Source organism: Mycobacterium sp. PS03-16, assembly GCF_004570325.1.
Classification (GTDB): Bacteria; Actinomycetota; Actinomycetes; order Mycobacteriales; family Mycobacteriaceae; genus Mycobacterium.
The window spans coordinates 51,712-67,966 of sequence record NZ_SPQO01000005.1; the positions used below are offsets into that span (position 1 = coordinate 51,712).

The following is a 16,255-nucleotide window of genomic DNA, read 5'->3' on the forward strand; positions in this document are numbered from 1 at the left end:
TCTTCTCCTGCACCACGGTCATCTCAGACGTACGTGAGTGTTGTCGGCCAGGAGAGGCACAAGATGCTGCGCGAGCAATGGCAGCAACAGTTGCCGATCCTCGGTCGACAGGTAACGGAAGCCACTGACGGCTCCCACACAACTTGTGCTCGCGCAGCGACATTCGAACGGCTCGGCCATGTCGTACTCAGTGGTGTTGTAGTTGAAGGTGATCTCTTGCCACGGCTCAATTCGGGTCATCGCGACCAACCTGCGATCCCGGATAACCGCATTGGGCTCGCAGCTGTGGTTGGTGAAGCGCCACGCGTAGCGACCGAACAGATCGTCCGAGTTCGGTTGACCTTCGGCGTCTATGTGCGCACTCGTGCCCACCTGGACCGAATACCGCGTCGGCGTTGCCGTGATATCGCCGGCGATATCGATCAGCGGGGTTCCAGGTGGAACCGCCATGGTCGCCACCAGCTTGTATCCGCCGAAGCCGTCCTCAGCGCCTACGGCACAACGGGCAGCGGAGCTCGGTTCACGAACGTCCTCCATCGGATCCCCCAGATCCACGATGTTTGACAGCGAAACTTGTCTGTCCCTCCATTGAGCAAACTACTCGGAGGCGGACGTCTGCGTCAGACATTCAGCCGACGGATTGCTTTTGGGCGCGCGTCTCGGCTGTGCCGCGAGATCGAGACGGCAACGCTCATTCAGGTGTCGCCGGGGGATCGTTCGTTATTGTGAATCGACGCTGCAGCCGGCGGGAGGGGGCGTCAATGCGGCCACTGGGCCAGGTCGAGCGGTCGGTCGCCGAGGAAATCGCCACGGCGTGCGTTGATCACCTGTTTTCACAGCTCAAGTCCCGCGGGAAATTCGTCTATGCGCATCAGTATCAGCAGCCGAGCGTGGTCCACGGGGGTTACAACCTTCTCCGGCACTGCGGCACGGTGTGGTTCATGTGCAGAGCGATCCGAAGCCTTGATATCCACCTCACGGCGCGGCAGGAGCGACGTCTTGGGGCGGCTGTGGGGTATATCCGAGGTAAGACTGCGACACCGAGTTGGATCCCGCAGACCACTCCGGCTCTCTGCATCACGTCGCGTGGCGTGGTGAAGCTGGGAGGCGTTGCGCTAGCGACGTTGATGTTCCGTGAGTTCGGCCGACTCCACCAAGTCGACGGAGAGGCGCTGGCCGCCCACTTCCCTGATGGCGTCGAGCAGCACTGCATTCAGCTGGATAACTACATCGTCTCCCAACTCAGGGGCGATGACTTCGTCCACAAGCGTGTTCTCAGCACCGGCGAGGTCCTCCCTTTTAGGAGCGAGTACTACACGGGCGAGGCGATGCTCGCCCTCATGCAGTCGACACGGCAGGTCCTCGGTGTCAGGATCGCCTTGGGGAAACTGCTCGACCGGGGGTACGGGTTGACCGAGCAGAGTCACTGGATGGCATATACCGCCTGCGCCGCATTGAGATCCGGCTACAGCAACGAGAGTAAGGTGGCGCTGTACCTCGAACGACTCATCGAGAGCATTGCGTCGGATCCAAGCTATCGGGAGCGTCGAGAGTCTACGCCGATAGCGTGCCGGACCGAGGCGCTCGTCGAGATTCTCCGGACATACCAACAGGACAACTACCTGAACGCACACCTTCCGCGCAGTGCAGCCGACACCGCTGAGGCAATCGCCGCGGAGAACCTCGCACTTCAGATGAAATACTACGGCGAGGGCCAATTCAGAAAGGGAGATGGATCAGACAAGGTCCAGATCGACTACATCCAACACAACGCAGCGAGCTTCCTGGGCTGGTTCGAGCTCGGGCATTAACGGCCACACCATCTTCGCGCCGAAGCTCGAATCCCGCGTGGGACGGCTGATTCCTTTCTTGTAGCGACTATCTCCCAATCTCCACGGATCGATCAGACGACAACCACGTAGGCGGATCCGAGGCTCCGATAAGCGCTTTATGCGACGCAGCGCCCTCCTGCCAGCGGCAACGGTGATCCCACCTCGGATCCCCTAGATACCTTGTTCGCTCGAATCGTCCTGCGCGTCGGCCGCTTCCAAGTCGTCATCATCGTCATCGTCATCGTCATCGTCGTCATCGTCATCGTCATCGTCATCGTCATCGTCGTCATCATCGTCGTCATCGTCATCGTCGTCATCGTCATCGTCATCATCGTCATCGTCGTCATCATCATCGTCATCGTCATCATCATCGTCATCATCATCGTCATCATCATCGTCATCATCATCGTCATCATCATCGTCATCGTCATCGTCGTCATCATCATCGTCATCGTCATCGTCATCGTCATCGTCATCGTCATCATCATCGTCATCGTCATCGTCGTCATCGTCATCGTCATCGTCATCGTCATCGTCATCGTCATCGTCATCATCGTCATCGTCATCGTCATCGTCGTCATCGTCGTCATCGTCGTCATCGCCATGGTGGATCGCGAAGAGCCGATGTATGAACTCGATGAAATCCCTGATCACGGAATGGATGTGGTTGAAGACGGCGCGGAAGATCCCGTGGACAGAATGCTCCGCCTCAGCGAAGTCCACGCCCGCGCGGCTCGCCAAATGGAAACCACCCGACGAAGGGGCAAGGCTCAGGCGCACCAGGGCGCCACGCAGCTCCGCATCGTGGTCACCACTCAGTGACGCACCATTGAGGCCGCCTCCCTGAACGTCGTTGACTGCGCGCGGGCTTCCGTCGCGCGACTGCAGATACCACAGGAACGGAAGCGGAGTCTGTTCCGATGCCGGGTGCTCCGATCGATAGGCCGCAGGCAGAGAACTGCCCTCGCGGCCGGTCAGGACGACACCGCCAGCGTTGTCCCCGTGAGTGGCCGTACGTGCTGCTTCCAAAGAGCCGATCGGACCCATGAAACTGCCGGCGACGTAGAGCCCGCTCGCAGCCAAAGCGGCGGCGAGCCGCTTGTTGATGCCGTTGGTGTTGTCGTCCTGCTTCCGGTGCTTGCTCATCGGACCGTCCTCCCCACGATTGCCAATCTGTGGTCCGGCATCGGCATCGCCGTGTGTCCGCTGCTCCGGTGCTGAACGAATAGACGGGATGTTAGTAGTTTGCTGGCGCGCCTACAATAGAACCGGTTAGTAGTTTCAGCGAATGTTTCCTAGGTCAAATTTTGCGCCCATACGGTAGTGGACGTTGCCATACCGTCGAAGGCTCCATAACGCCTGATCATAGGCGGGCCGTGTGATCGGCTCCTCCGCCTTCCGACCCAGGGAGCGCAAAAATGCGCCGCTGAACTGGATATTTCCTTCCTAAAGGACTTGGCGATGCAAACCCGGTGAAGGCGACCCGATCGCGGAGTACGGCGTGTTTGCGTCACGATGAACGCGGCACCATCGCTGAAGCTCGCCGACTCTGGCGGTCGAGACAGCAAGGGTAACCGCGCGCGTATTGATCTTCGCCGCGCGATGAGCGTGCAGCGCTTCCTCGGCGCAAATCACGCTTGGTCGTACGCGGACGCCTGTCAGTCGCTTACCGGGTTCGGCGATGTTTTCCCGGGCGCACCGACACCTACCGGTGTGACGGTGTGGCAGCACGAGGGGACTCTGTCTCGTGACCGTCGCGGTGCCCTTCGCGACAATACGGTCGAAAAGTGAGCACCCTCGTGATTGGAGAGTGATCACTGTGGAGGATTGGGCGGAGAGTCGCCGGCTGCATCGGTCGGAGAACCTGTCAGGCTGCGATCGCGCGGAGATCGTCGCTGTCGCGCAACACCGTGGCGAAGGCGATCAACGCCGAGGCGCCACCACGCTATGAACGCGCACCGTCGACGACGTGGGCGTGGGCGCGGGTCGAGATGGCGGTGCGGGTGCTGCTGGGGCGGTTCCCGACAAAGCCGGCCAGGTGCTCGCGCAGCGGGTCGGTTGGACTGGCGGGCATTCCTGGTTCGCCGAGAACGTCGCGCGGATCCGCAGGGAGTACGCCCGGCCGATCCGTGTGACCGGCTGGTACAACTGGCCGGCGAGCAGGTGCAGTGCGACCTCTGGTTACCCGGTGCGCTGGTGCCCGATCAGCCGGAGTCCTGCGGTCGTTTCCGGTGCTGGTGATGGTGGCTGCCTATTCGCGGTTCATCGCGGCGATGTGATCCCGTCGCGGATGACCGGCGGTCTGCTGGCAGGGATGTGGCAGCTGCTTCAAGATATCTGCGCGGTGCCTCGATCACTATTGTGGACAACGACTCCGGTATCGGACAGCGTGGGCGTCTGGCCGAGGATGTGTCGGGGTTCCGCGGGGTGCTGGCCACTCGGTTGATTCAGAACACACTGCGATCGACACACTGCCCTCCGTGGAAGTCGATCGTCAGGCAAACTCAACCCTGTAATACTGCTCACTTTTCAACCGGAGCAGGCTGCTCAGGAGTAAACCGGAACCGACAAGCCCCGGGGCGAGCCTCCCGGGGGCGACCCGGCGAATCAGGCCGGGTACTGCCGCGCCCAGTCGACCATCAACTGCCCTCCTTGGCTGCTGTCACCGCCGAAGTTGTCCAGCTGAATGCAGAGATGCATCGGACGGGGTGGGAAGTGCGCGGTGTTCGTCGTGCGCCACCACGGCCGACCGTCGACGAAGTAGACAATTGCCTCAGGTGTCCACTCGACCGCCCAGCTGTGCCACTGGGTGGCGTCGATGGCGACGACGCTGCCCTCGCGCCGATCATCGGGGCCGTAATGCAACCAGCCTTCGACGAACTGGCGGGCGGGGTCGGTGATCTCCATGAAGTCGATCTCGCCGCCCACCGGGAAGTCTTCGGCATCGGGCCACAACAGCAGCACCGGATGATACGTCGCGGCGCCTGCCGTCGAGCGCGCGCAGACCTCCCACCGCCCGTGGAGCTGGCCGGATTGCCAGCCCATGCCACCCGAATTGCCTGCCCCGTCGGCGGAGATGGTCAGGATGCCGCCTGAGGTCGAGACCGCCGCAGGCGTGCGTCGGCCGTTTCCGTTATGCCCCGGACCGCTATACACATTCCAGCCACTAGGTGTCGAATCACTGAAGTCCGACGTCATGTTCGGCGGACCCCAACCGTTCGATGCGGCAGCGGTCAGTCCGCAGCCGTCGGGTTCGGCCTGGGCGGTCATGGCCGGGCCTGCGCAGCCCTGGACGGCGGCAATGCAAGCCAGCAGCGCGGCGACCAAGCCACGGCTTAACGCCTTTCTGCACTCTTCACTATTCGGCATCGGACTCCAATTGGGTGAACCATTTCACGAGGTCGTCGGCCTGGACACACGATGGATCCCCGTGCGGGCCGGTGCAGGACACCATCGAGATGTCGGCAACTTGGCCAAAGCGAGCTTGGAAGGCAAGCGCGTTGGCGTCGCGCGAGACCAGCGGATCCTCCGGTGACGCATATATCCGAATCTTCTTGCTTTGAAAGTTGTCTGTCGGCAGGCCGATTGGATCAACTGACTCGATAGACTTGTCAGGAAAACTCAGGGCGATAGCCTCCCGGTGTTCGGCAGGTGGGTGGGCAAGATTCAGGACGGGGCTGATTGCGGCAAGCCCCAGCATCTGCGGCGGGTCGCCCGATGCCAGCAGGTTAGCCGCCGCGATTGCGCCCATCGACTCGGCGAGGAGGAACACATTCGCGACGCGGTAGTGCTCCACGGCCTCCTTGGCCAGTTCACGGTAGTTTCGTTGCGAGGCAGAGTTCCCGTACGCGTTGCCGCCGGCCTTGCTTGCGACCACCGCGAAACCCGCGTTGACAAGGGTTTCGGTCAGCTCCTGATGCGGCTCGTCCTCGATGAGGGAGTACTCCTGGTGGTCTAGGCCATGGAAGAAAACGACCACGCCCCTGGCCTCCACATCCCTCTTGACAATCCCGAGCGTGGGCTGGCCATCAATCGAGACCCGCATGTAGTCGAGTTCTGGGGGGGGCTGCGGTGCACACGACGCCACCACCGTGGCGACGGACACCACAAGCGCCGCAATCGACCTGCGCACGACCGCCGTTTCGGGCGACTGGGACTTCATCGCTGTACCAACGCCTTACCCGATTGCGCGCGGCGAATCCACAGCACAGCAGGACCCAGCAAGGCGGTGGCCGCCACCGACTCCGCTGCCAGGCACGCCCACCCCACGCCGGATACTCCTACTGCTCGGGTGAGGATCAGCGAGCCGCCCACCATTACCAGCATGGCCACGAAGCGCGCGGCCAGCAGCAACCGCAGTCTGCGTTGCAGGCGCGCAAAACCCTCGTATACGGCGGTCACGGCTGCGAGCGGCAGGAAGATGCCAGCCAGATAGAGCAAGCCTTGACCCTCGTCTCGGTACTGCGCACCCACGACATTCAGCATGGCCGGCGCAACGACCACGAGGCTGATGCTGCCGACGCACGTGACCAACGTCAACGTGCGAATCATCCGCCAGGTCAGCGACATGACCTTGTCCGGGTGGGCAGCGACCTCTGCCACGTACGGACTGACAATGAGGTCCAGGGTGACGTAGAGCGCGATGATGATAGCCCAGGCGACAGCGAAATACGCATTTGCCTCTGCGCCAACCTGAGTGAGCACGATCAGAGGAACGGCAAGATTCCCGATGGCCCAGCACGCCGTCAGCCCGAACGACGATTGGAAGTATGACCAGAGTTGTTGTCGTGACGGCAGATAGGGGATCCCCAAGAATTGGGGATTCGAGCGGGAACGGTGCTCGAGAGCGATGAGGAGGTACACAGCTGCCACCGCGGCGGTCGCACCCCAGGCCGCCACGATCGTCACGGCCTCGTCGGTCCAGGCCAGCGCCACGATGACAATCAGTTTGGCCAGCGAGTGCACGGCATTCTTCGCAGCCGACCAGCGCGCCACCCCGAGACCGGCGGTCGCCTTGTCCAGCAAGGCGAACACCGTAAGCACCACTACGAGTAGCGGATAACTCGCCATCGTCCAACCAGAGTCGAACAGAGATTCCTTCGGGCCGAACACCACCAGCGCGGATCCGGCCACCGCCGCTACCGCGGCCACCAACAGGAAGCCGCGTTTGAGAAGCGATCGCGCGTGGGTGCCGGCGACCGGCAGGAAGCGTTCGTAGATGGCGTCGATGCTCAGGATCGACAAGAACGACAACATCACCGCGGAGTTGATCTGTGCGGCGGCAATACCTACTTCTCTCGCCGGAAACAGCCGGGCGGCGGCGATCCAGAACACCAGACCAAGCGCTCCGGTGAGCAGATTGGAGACAATCAGGGCGTAGGTGTTGAGGCGAAGGTTCCGCTCCGCGGGGTGCTCGGCGTCGGGGTCCCGCGGTTTGGTTTCGGGTCTACTCAGGCTCATCGCGGAACCACTTCGATTGTGGCGGCGCATCCGTCGGCGGCGCGCCGTCCACGCCATGAGGCGCGCATTGCGCTGATTAGGTAGAGAAGGTTGCGCCTCAGCGCCATGTCGTAGCACCTGACCCGACCGACGATGCGATCGGTCAGGGTGATCTGCCAGCGGGTATCATCTGACAACCGACGTGCGATTTCGATCTGTTGGAAGAGTTGCGAGCGTGTCGGCATCAAGGCCGTCGTCGTCCCACTGGTGATGCGGAACGCGGCAAGCACCCGTGGTATGCCGACGAAGTCGCCACCGCGCAACAAGCGCGTCCACAGGTCCATTTCCATCACGAACGGCAGATCTCCGAAAAAGCCACCACACCGGTCGAAGTCGGTACGCCTGAACATCGCCACCACCGGAGCCCCGATGGGATTGCTTCCGCTGCGCACTATTTCCTTGACGACGCGTTGTGCCGAATGCCGACCCGCAATGCGCGCCACTCCCCGCGCGCGTCGCAGCAGCTTCCCGGCGTCGTCGATGAAATCCGTTCGGACGGCGACCAAAGCGACGTCGGGATTGTCCGCGAGAACAGCGCACTGTGCCGCAATGCAGTCCGGCTCGAGTGTGTCGTCTGCGCACACCAGCTTCACGAACTCGCCGCGGCTTTGCCGGATCGCGTGGTTGAAGTTATCGACCATCGGCAGAGTGGTCTCGTTCCGGATCACCCGCACGCGATCATCGTCCAGCTTCTCGAGGATCCGTCGAGTGCCATCGGAGCTGTTGTTGTCGACGATCACGATTTCGAGATCGAGGCCGGCGTCGTCCTGCGCCAAGACACTGTCGATCGTCGTCTGCAGGTGGCGCTCGGCTTGGAACGCCGGAATGCAGATCGACACCTTGGTTCGCCGATTCGACTCGGTCCGCGCAGAATTCGCCATCACGTGGCTCCCATCCGAATTGCGGTCGCCTCGCGTCCCGCGCCAATCTGTCGGTACAGCGACATCACCTTTTGTGCTCGAGCCTCTGCGCTATAGCTGGTTCTGACCCGGGCGCGACCCTCTCGGGCGATCTGTTCACGCAGGCGTGGATCGTGCACCAGTCGTTGAAGGGCGTCGGCGTAGCCGAGCGGATCATTGGACAGCACAAGCATTCCGGTCCGGCCATGGGCTATGAACTCCCGGGGTCCGCCGGCCGCGCTCGCCACAACAGGCACCCGGCACGCCTGCGCTTCCAGCAGGATCAATCCGAAAGGCTCTTCGACGGAGGGACAAACGAGGACGTCGGTAGATCGAAGCACCCCTGGAACATCCTCAACCTGGGGCAGCATGCGAAACGCACCGGGCAGCAGCTCCTGACCGAGGGCTTTGAGTTCCTCGCGGTAGGTGCCGTTGTCCTTGCTCGGCGCACCGACCAGCGCGAGGTGCAGATTGGCGCCGGCCTCCCGGGCGATCGCCACCGCGCGAATGAGCACGTGTAGATTCTTCTCCGGGTCGATGCGTCCAATGGCGGCAACCAGGGTGCAGTCCGGTTCGGAGGTGAGTTGGCGTCGCCACTGGCCGGGCCCGTCATCTACGTCGAACCGATCGGTGTCGATGCCTTGCGGAATCACCACCACTCGACTTCTGGCCCAACGCGGAAGCTGGTTCTTGACCGCGGAGCTGACCGCGATCGCCCTTCCGGACAGCCGCACCGCCACCCCCATCATCAGCCGACCAACTCCGGGAGCGACGATATCGTGGAGCTCCAGCACGGACGGAGTGCGTGTGATCATGCCCGCGGCCGCGCAGTCGAAGTGCGTCATGAGGCAGCTGGAATGAATGATCTCCGGCCGAACAACCCAAGTTGTCCTGATGATTCGGCGTACCGCGAGGAGCGTCCGGTACGGCAGGCGCGACAGCTCTGTGATGCCGTGGTACCCCTTCCCGGTGGACGGCCGAAAGCCGCGGCGGCTCGGCAGCGCCACCACCTGGAATGGCAGACCGAGAGCACGCCACCGCTGCTCCAACGAACGGCCGCCACGGGCGGCTAACGTCATCTCGACGTCGGCCGACAACAGCTTCTCGGCCAGATTCAGCAGACTGTGCTCCGTGCCGCACACCTCAGCAGCATCGGTCACCGCAAGGACGCGGATCATGAGCCCCGACCAGTCTCACGCAAGATGCCGGCTGGGTCGGAAGCGACCAGCCGCAGTGCTCGTTCCACCGCTGCGGCGTCGATGACATTGTCGTGAAAGGACGCACTGATCCAGGTGGACAGGGCCATCTGCGACATCAGGAAGGTCAGGCCCAGCGGGCCATCGGGTTCCACACTGCCCGCGACTACCGAATTGTGGCCCGGCAGGAACGGCAGATCGTTGAACTCCGGGGTGGGAAGGCCGCTGAAGGTCACCCGGATCGCACCGTCCGGGTCCACCGAGCGGACGGACGCGCTGTTCGCACCACCGCTGCGCATGGAGGAGAGCATCTGAGTGGCGAGCGGCCGGCCCGAGCGCACGGTCGCCCTTATGGTCGCTGCCACCTGTTCCCGTGCCATGTCCGGTCCCACCCTCACCGGTACGCCGGCGAGGAAGTTCCCGTCGATGAACCGCCAGCCGAGATACCGACGCAGGTCGACGACCAGGTTGACATCGCGGCTCACATTCAAGCCGACAGCCCGCAAGGCCGTCAGCGTCGAACACACCTGTGCCGCAAACCTGTTCGACCCCTGCCCCGCGTTGGCCGCGACGGAGTTCATCTCGTCGAAATCAGAGTGCTTGATCGGCACGGCGATGGTGCGCCGGGATGGCGTCCAAGGCAGTGTCGACGCAGGTGCTTGCCCGCGGTCCTTCGCATAGCGGTCGGCTACTGCCGCTCTGACCAGAGACGGGTGCCGGCCGAACGTCAGGCAGACCGCGGTAGCCAAGGGAGCGCGACCCCCAGGTTGCAAGGGCCACGGCCGGACTTCCGAAGTCATCGCGGTATGCAAGACCGCAGCGAGGATCGTGCTGAAGACGCGGCCGTCGCCAATTCCGTGGGACATTCTGAGTCCGAGATAGTTCGGGAACCGGATGAGCGACAGCGGCGGGTCAAGCGAGTTGTCTGCGACGATGGCGTCGAGTGCTTCCCCGACCGACATGTGGTCCCGCGAAGGCGCTTGGCTCACCATCGCTTCGGCTGTTCGGGTCGCCTGCCATCGCCGTCCGGTCGCATCGAGGCACCAGTTGAGGCGACTATCCGGATACGTCTGCGTCAACGTGGTTACCGCTTCGCGGACCTGGGCCAGCGACGGCATCACAAAGGGCCCGATCAGTGCTCCCACGTAGGCCCCGAGCCATGGTCGGTCACGCCGCTGCACAGGCGGGGTTCGATACGTCGATCTAGAGGCGTTGGCCATGTCAGCTAACTACCACTCGGTGTAGATAAACGGATATTCCTTGGTCGTCGTAGACCAATTGCCACTCTGGGTCATTCTTTATGCGCCCCTCCAGGTTTGGCAGCGCATCTAGCGGCATAACTCCGTAGTACCAGGTGTACAGCCGCGCCTGCTCGGTGAACAACAGGTAGGTCGATGCATTGGATCGTTGGGCCACCGTGTAACGGAATCTCTGGTAGTCGGCGTCGGTCGAGAAGTCCATCAGCACCAGATCCGACACGTCGATCATGGACCCGTCAAATCCTTTGTCGAACCGCGCGAAATCGACGTATCGCCATGAGCTTCGTTCCGGCCACACGGGGGCAATCGCCGTGATGTAGGACGGGAACTCGGCTTGCTCCAGCAGCCGTTTGGCTCCCTCCACTTGTTCGGTGGGCATGATGTTGGCGAACCACGATCCGGTATTGCCCTGCGCCGACAGGCCGGTGACTACCGACAGCACCAACAGCGCACCCACGAATGTCGGGATCCCGCGCTGCAGACCGGCAACGAATACGGGTGCGAGGACGATCGAGCATCCGATCAACGAATACAAGAAGACGCGGAAGATCGCCTCGTTGCCGTAGCCCTGGCCACCGAGAATCACCATCGGGCTCATTGCCAACACACCCAGTGCCCAGAACGGCTGCTTGCGCCGCCAACGGATCAGCAGCACGACCGCGGTCGTGAACCACATGGAACCGCTGAGCATTCGAACGCCGAGGCTGGTGAGTTCTTGGCCGGGGGTGCCAACTGCCGGGATGTTCGACTTGGAATTATCTACAACGTCGAACGACAGTAGCCCGTAGCCGCTGACTTCGTTCCAGTTGTAGAGCAGAATGCCGAACAACAGTATGGCCAACGGAAATACGATCCACCACGGCTTGAGTTTGCCAGTGGCGGCGAGGGCTCCGATCACCAGCAGGGTCCAGAAAGGGGTCAGCTGGTGGGTGATGGTCGCGGTGGCGAATGCGACGACGAGGAGCCACGTACCTACCGGCCGATCTCGGGACAACCCGACCAGCGCGACAATTCCGGCGGTGAAGAGCATCGTCACGGCCTGCGGCGAATAATAATCTTGCTCAACCCAGTTGAGGGTCGCGACCAGAAAGGTCGCGGTGATGGCCGCCGTCGGCGCGAGTGTCCATGCGCGCGCTGCGGCATACACAATCAGAGCGAAGCCGACATGGAAACAGACGGTGAACCAATGCGCGATTGAGACTGGGTCGACTCCCGTGAGATCGCAGAACCATGCCGTAAGCGCGAACAGGCCCGGCCACCCGTGGTAGACGTCCACACCTCGCGCCAGGGAATGCGAGTGCTGCAGGTAATCGACCACGCCGAGGTGCTTGTAGGTCCATGCGTACATCGGGTAGTCGGTCACCAACGCCCTCGGTAGGCGTTGCACAACGATCATGAGGACCGTGGCGGCCACCGCCGCCGAGAAGTTCGCCCGCCGAATCGCGACCGCGAATCCGACCACCGTCAGCAGGATCGAGGCACCGTATGCGGGTGATGCGGCCGCGAGAAGACCCCATTGCGTGCCCGCCGCCGACCGCAGCGTCGTTGCGCCGTAGCAGAACGAGGTCAGACCGACGCCGAGCACCAGCCATGGCCACCAGGGGTGGGTTCGCGAGGCAGCCAGGACTGGGCCAGACAGCCGGCGTGGTGCGGGTCGAGTACCCGACCCGTCGTCAGTCGGCGCCTCGAGCGTATTGCCGGTGATCGAATGCAAACTGGTGGTCATCTCACGCGCCGACTCTTTCGCGCGCAGTAAGGCGACCGATCCGTAGCGCACCGACTATCACCGTCGCGCAGGTCAGACCGACGAGAACCCGGGTGGGGCTGTAGACGTCCAGCATCAGTAGCGTCGTCACGACGAGGAGGCAAATCGCCAGGCTGACGACTGGTACCAGCGCGGCCACCGCATAAGACGGAAGCTGCGGGTACCAGGACAGCAGCACGCTGCCCGGACCGGCGAACATGAACATGGCAATCGCCGACTCCAGCAATGGGCTTGGCAGCATTTGCACTGCGCCCAGTGCGCCCACCAAGCCCACGACGACCGCCGCTACGGCCAGGCGAGCCGCTCGAAGTCGATGTCGGGGCTCGCCCTGCGTCCCCGCGTCACCACTCAACGGCGCCGCATGCCGGCCGGCCATCCTGCTGCGGAGCAGCGCCCGCGGCCCGTGCAAGACCCCGTTCAGCTCGCAGCGGCTCAGCCCATCGAGCGTCGCGTCGGGCTGGCTGTCCACCGCCCGGTCGACTACGGTGATCACCCGCAGGTGGCGGACTCCGTTGACCGAACGACGAATGATCATTGCCAGCGTCTTCGGGTGCAGCAGCAGTTTGCAGATCCACGCACCGAGACCCAGCCCGTAGTTGTAGATCTGCGTCTGCAGGTCGGCTGGGCTGCGCCGATGCCGGTGCCACACGACGGCGGAGGGCTCTCTGGCCAGCTCATGTCCTGCCAGCACAATGCGAACGAACATGTCGATGTCCTCGCCGCCGCCGGCGGGTGATCCGACGCCGAGCCCCTCGTCGAACCCGCCGAGATCTAGGATGACGGCCTTGCGGACCGCGAAGTTTGCGCCGGTCCCGTAGTTGGCCACCCGCAGTGGGAACAGTGGGTCGTCCTTCGGCGGATCGGCGAGGCTATAGATCGCCGGCTCGCAATCGCCCGCCCACCCGACGCGGCGGTCGAAGTACGATTGCGCAGGCGTCACCACCTCGGCACTGGGCACCATGCCGCAGACGCACACCACGCCCTCGGACCGACAGAATCCCAACGCCAGTCTCTTCAGCCACCGATGGTCGACGATCACGTCATCGTCGGTGAACGCCACGATGTCGTAAAGGGCGTTCATGATCCCTACATTGCGGGCGATCGATAAACCGGCGGCCGGCGCATCCACCCGCCGAACCCGCGGCGAGGCATACGAGTCGACGATCGGCCGAGTCAGGCCGCTAGCCGGGTTGTTGTCGACGACGACGATTTCGAAGTTCGGATAGTCGAGCGCGACCAGACCTTCCAATGCATCACGCAGCTGAAGGGGCCGGTCCTTTGTGCACAGCACCACCGAGATCGGGTGCAGCTCCACTTCTGGTTCAACAAGTGCGCAGGGCAATTCGCAAATAGCGGCACGCAAGTCGGCCGCGTTCACCGCGCTGTCGTCGACGGCGACCTCGACCGAACCGCGTACCTGGTCGTTGCTCCACACCAACAGCCGGGCCCGGCGAAACCCACCGCCGCCGTGCAGAAGCACGCGGTCATCGGCCAGCTGGCCGTCATCTACCTGGCCGACCCAGACGGCGTCCTGCCACGGTGCGCCCGGCTCACCTAATTCACGATGATCGGCGATCTCGGGTTCGTCCGTCCCATGGCCCTGCCCCTGTCGGCGGGTGACGATGATGTGTGCGGCCGCCCCGGCACTGAGCACCGCCTGTGCGACGAGCAACACCAGCGCACCGCCGAGCGCCCCATGGCTCGCGGCCATGGCCGGGATGGCGGCAAAGAAGAGTGCCGCAGTGACGACGTTGAGGGCCAACAGCGCCTTCATCTTCCGTTGTGCCAGTTGCATCGACGCCCACGTCATGTACACGACCCGTATGACCGAACCTGCGCACATCACAGCGATGACGCCGAATGCGCCCATCGCGCCATACGCGGGATCGAGTCCCGTCAGTACGATCGGGGCCAGCACCGCGATCACAACACCCCCGGAGGCCACCAGTGCCGCCGTCCGCACCAGGACGGGCTGTGCCATCGTCCAGGTGTGCGTGGACGATCCGGAAGCATGGACGACGAGCGACACCCCCATCGCGGCACCGATCAAGTCGATCGCCTGCACGATCGACAGCGACAGCGCAAAGAGCGCGCCTTGACTCGGCCCGCCGAATGCGGTGACGAGCAATGGGGACATGAGCAGAACGCCCAGACTCAATCCGACCGACGGCACCGACCTGACGACGAGCCGGTTGAACTCCGTGCGTGACCGTGCCACTGACAACACAGTCGTCGTCGGCAAGTTGTCGGCCGTGACAGCACGCCGAATCATCGGCGCAAGAACCACCACCACAACTGCTGCCGACAATACGGTGGCCAGTTCGAGGCTATGCCGGCTTGCGGCGAAGACTAGTGCCGGCAGCAGCACGATCTTGCCCACGCTTGCCGCCACGTTGGCCGGGGGCAACCAGTCGGCCCGGGCCAGCGCGGCAAGCGTGGAGTTCTGCAGGACGAAGGCCGACCACACGACAACGCCTGCCGCCACCAGCAGGCCGACGCCAATTGAGCCGCGAACCTCTTCCAAGAATAGGGTCACACCCAAAGCGGCGGCGACGCCGCCAATCCCGGCCGACACGAAGAACATGCGCTGCCCGTGTCGATACAGGGCCGCCCGTGCCGGGCCGGCGGCGGGCAGCATCGCTGTGTACGCGTTGCCGATACCGGATCCAATGACAAGCCCTACGGCGACGATCACCGCAAGTACGGCTGTCATCACCCCTAGCTGCTGTGGCGGCACCAGCGTGGCGGCGAGCGCCCAAAACGCGACGCCCAGCACCACGTTTGCGGCCGAGGATGTCGCGATCGAACGGGCGTCGCGATATAGACGCTGATGGCCACCGAACGGCGCGGTCATGCTGGCCGCTGCTGTACTGGGACCAGTGGCGGTCCGAAGAAGCCGCCGGCCCGACCGACAAGGTAACCGCATGCCGCGCTGCTCAAACCGAGCAACATCACTACTGCCTGCAGGCCGAGAGCCAGCCGACGCGAGCCCAGCCGGAGCGCCACGGCGCGCAGAGCTCGTTCGGCGTGGGCACGCTCTGTATCAAGGATCGAGCCGGCGCCAAGCGAGCGCCTCATCATCGCTTTTCCCACTCCTTCCGAGAAGCAGCGAGAGGCGAAGAAGCGCAGTGACGTTCGCGTGGCCGGCACATCGTGATAGATCACCGCGGATGGCACGTACATCCACCGACCCCCAGTCGTCGCCGACATTCGGATGCACAGGTCGGTGTCCTCCGGACGCGGGATGGAACCGCATTTGCCGAAGCCGGTCTGAAATCCGCCCACCTGCCGGAAGGGCGATGTCCGAACCGCCATGTTTCCGGACCAGACATTGCGAACCTCCGACGTCGTCGTCGGAAGTCCTTCGTAGGCTCCTCCCACGACCCATGCGAACTCGTCGGGAAACCACGAGGGTTTGCCGGCGAGCCATGTCGCTTCGTACTTGCCTCCGGTGCCGACCACCTCTGGGTTCTCGAAGGGCTGCATCAGCTCGAGGAGCCAATTCGGGTCCGCGGCTTCGTCGTCGTCGATGAAGGCGGTGTAGGTGGTGTCGACGATCTCCACGCCCCGATTGCGTGTGGCCGAAGCGCCGCGTTCGCCGCGATTGAATACCACCGTGACCCAGGAGAATCCACTCCTCAAGTATTCGGCAAGGGGCTCGTTGTTGTCGACGGCGACGATTACGCTGCGGGGTGGCAACGACTGCCCTTTCAGGGAATCGAGCGCGGCCTCGATATTGGTGATGCGCTGCTCGGTGTAACACGCCATGACGACCGATATGTCGAAGCAATCCCTCATTGCGGAC

At 63.3% G+C, this 16,255-nt stretch carries 12 protein-coding genes and 1 pseudogene; 3 read left to right on the top strand and 10 right to left on the bottom strand.

The window, feature by feature from the left end:
- Positions 1–18: 18 nt before the first annotated feature.
- Positions 19–555, bottom strand: coding sequence for an SET domain-containing protein-lysine N-methyltransferase (locus E4P42_RS05945; RefSeq protein ID WP_135124031.1), 537 nt, complete (start codon positions 553–555; stop codon positions 19–21).
- 206 nt (positions 556–761) lie between these two features.
- Between E4P42_RS05945 and E4P42_RS05950 the strand changes: the two genes are divergently transcribed.
- From E4P42_RS05950 to E4P42_RS05960, 3 genes and pseudogenes are all read left to right on the top strand, one after another.
- A complete protein-coding gene (locus E4P42_RS05950; protein ID WP_135124033.1) occupies positions 762–1,811 on the top strand; it encodes a hypothetical protein in 1,050 nt (349 codons plus the stop codon).
- A gap of 201 nt (positions 1,812–2,012) precedes the next feature.
- Positions 2,013–2,654 carry a hypothetical protein gene (locus E4P42_RS27180; RefSeq protein WP_209305706.1) on the top strand — a complete coding sequence of 214 codons (642 nt, stop codon included), beginning with the start codon at positions 2,013–2,015 and terminating at the stop codon, positions 2,652–2,654.
- A 997-nt stretch (positions 2,655–3,651) separates the two neighbouring features.
- Positions 3,652–4,283: pseudogene (locus E4P42_RS05960) on the top strand (IS21 family transposase); the annotation flags it as partial.
- Positions 4,284–4,439: 156 nt separating this feature from the next.
- Here the strand turns inward: E4P42_RS05960 and E4P42_RS05965 are convergent.
- The 9 genes from E4P42_RS05965 to E4P42_RS06005 all read right to left on the bottom strand — a co-directional run bounded on the left by E4P42_RS05965 (position 4,440) and on the right by E4P42_RS06005 (position 16,218).
- Positions 4,440–5,102, bottom strand: a complete 663-nt coding sequence (locus tag E4P42_RS05965) for a glycoside hydrolase family 16 protein (protein ID WP_245233904.1) — start codon at positions 5,100–5,102, stop codon at positions 4,440–4,442.
- Between the two features lie 88 nt (positions 5,103–5,190).
- The gene (locus E4P42_RS05970; RefSeq protein WP_135124037.1) at positions 5,191–5,994 is read right to left on the bottom strand and encodes a serine aminopeptidase domain-containing protein; all 804 of its coding nucleotides are present in this window, start codon (positions 5,992–5,994) and stop codon (positions 5,191–5,193) included.
- Complete coding sequence (locus E4P42_RS05975) at positions 5,991–7,292, bottom strand: lipopolysaccharide biosynthesis protein (RefSeq protein ID WP_135124039.1); 1,302 nt, start codon at positions 7,290–7,292, stop codon at positions 5,991–5,993. The genes E4P42_RS05970 and E4P42_RS05975 overlap by 4 nt, the downstream gene beginning before the upstream one ends.
- The gene (locus E4P42_RS05980) at positions 7,289–8,212 is read right to left on the bottom strand and encodes a glycosyltransferase (RefSeq protein ID WP_135124041.1); all 924 of its coding nucleotides are present in this window, start codon (positions 8,210–8,212) and stop codon (positions 7,289–7,291) included. The genes E4P42_RS05975 and E4P42_RS05980 overlap by 4 nt, the downstream gene beginning before the upstream one ends.
- A complete protein-coding gene (locus E4P42_RS05985) occupies positions 8,212–9,408 on the bottom strand; it encodes a glycosyltransferase family 4 protein (protein WP_135124043.1) in 1,197 nt (398 codons plus the stop codon). Before E4P42_RS05985 ends, E4P42_RS05980 begins: the two co-directional genes overlap by 1 nt.
- Positions 9,405–10,571 carry a hypothetical protein gene (locus E4P42_RS05990; RefSeq protein ID WP_135124045.1) on the bottom strand — a complete coding sequence of 389 codons (1,167 nt, stop codon included), beginning with the start codon at positions 10,569–10,571 and terminating at the stop codon, positions 9,405–9,407. Before E4P42_RS05990 ends, E4P42_RS05985 begins: the two co-directional genes overlap by 4 nt.
- Positions 10,572–10,647: 76 nt before the next feature.
- Positions 10,648–12,462, bottom strand: coding sequence for a hypothetical protein (locus E4P42_RS05995; protein WP_135124047.1), 1,815 nt, complete (start codon positions 12,460–12,462; stop codon positions 10,648–10,650).
- Positions 12,413–15,304 carry a glycosyltransferase gene (locus tag E4P42_RS27365; RefSeq protein ID WP_245233905.1) on the bottom strand — a complete coding sequence of 964 codons (2,892 nt, stop codon included), beginning with the start codon at positions 15,302–15,304 and terminating at the stop codon, positions 12,413–12,415. The genes E4P42_RS05995 and E4P42_RS27365 overlap by 50 nt, the downstream gene beginning before the upstream one ends.
- Positions 15,301–16,218 carry a glycosyltransferase gene (locus E4P42_RS06005; RefSeq protein WP_167759375.1) on the bottom strand — a complete coding sequence of 306 codons (918 nt, stop codon included), beginning with the start codon at positions 16,216–16,218 and terminating at the stop codon, positions 15,301–15,303. Before E4P42_RS06005 ends, E4P42_RS27365 begins: the two co-directional genes overlap by 4 nt.
- Between the last annotated feature and the right edge of the window lie 37 nt (positions 16,219–16,255).

Coding starts and splice junctions, on each gene's coding strand:
- E4P42_RS05950 (WP_135124033.1), top strand. CDS start 762: ATGCGGCCACTGGGCCAGGTCGAGCGGTCGGTCGCCGAGGAAATCGCC.
- E4P42_RS05965 (WP_245233904.1), bottom strand. CDS start 5,102: ATGACCGCCCAGGCCGAACCCGACGGCTGCGGACTGACCGCTGCCGCA.
- E4P42_RS05970 (WP_135124037.1), bottom strand. CDS start 5,994: ATGAAGTCCCAGTCGCCCGAAACGGCGGTCGTGCGCAGGTCGATTGCG.
- E4P42_RS05975 (WP_135124039.1), bottom strand. CDS start 7,292: ATGAGCCTGAGTAGACCCGAAACCAAACCGCGGGACCCCGACGCCGAG.
- E4P42_RS05980 (WP_135124041.1), bottom strand. CDS start 8,212: ATGGCGAATTCTGCGCGGACCGAGTCGAATCGGCGAACCAAGGTGTCG.
- E4P42_RS05985 (WP_135124043.1), bottom strand. CDS start 9,408: ATGATCCGCGTCCTTGCGGTGACCGATGCTGCTGAGGTGTGCGGCACG.
- E4P42_RS27365 (WP_245233905.1), bottom strand. CDS start 15,304: ATGACCGCGCCGTTCGGTGGCCATCAGCGTCTATATCGCGACGCCCGT.
- E4P42_RS06005 (WP_167759375.1), bottom strand. CDS start 16,218: ATGGCGTGTTACACCGAGCAGCGCATCACCAATATCGAGGCCGCGCTC.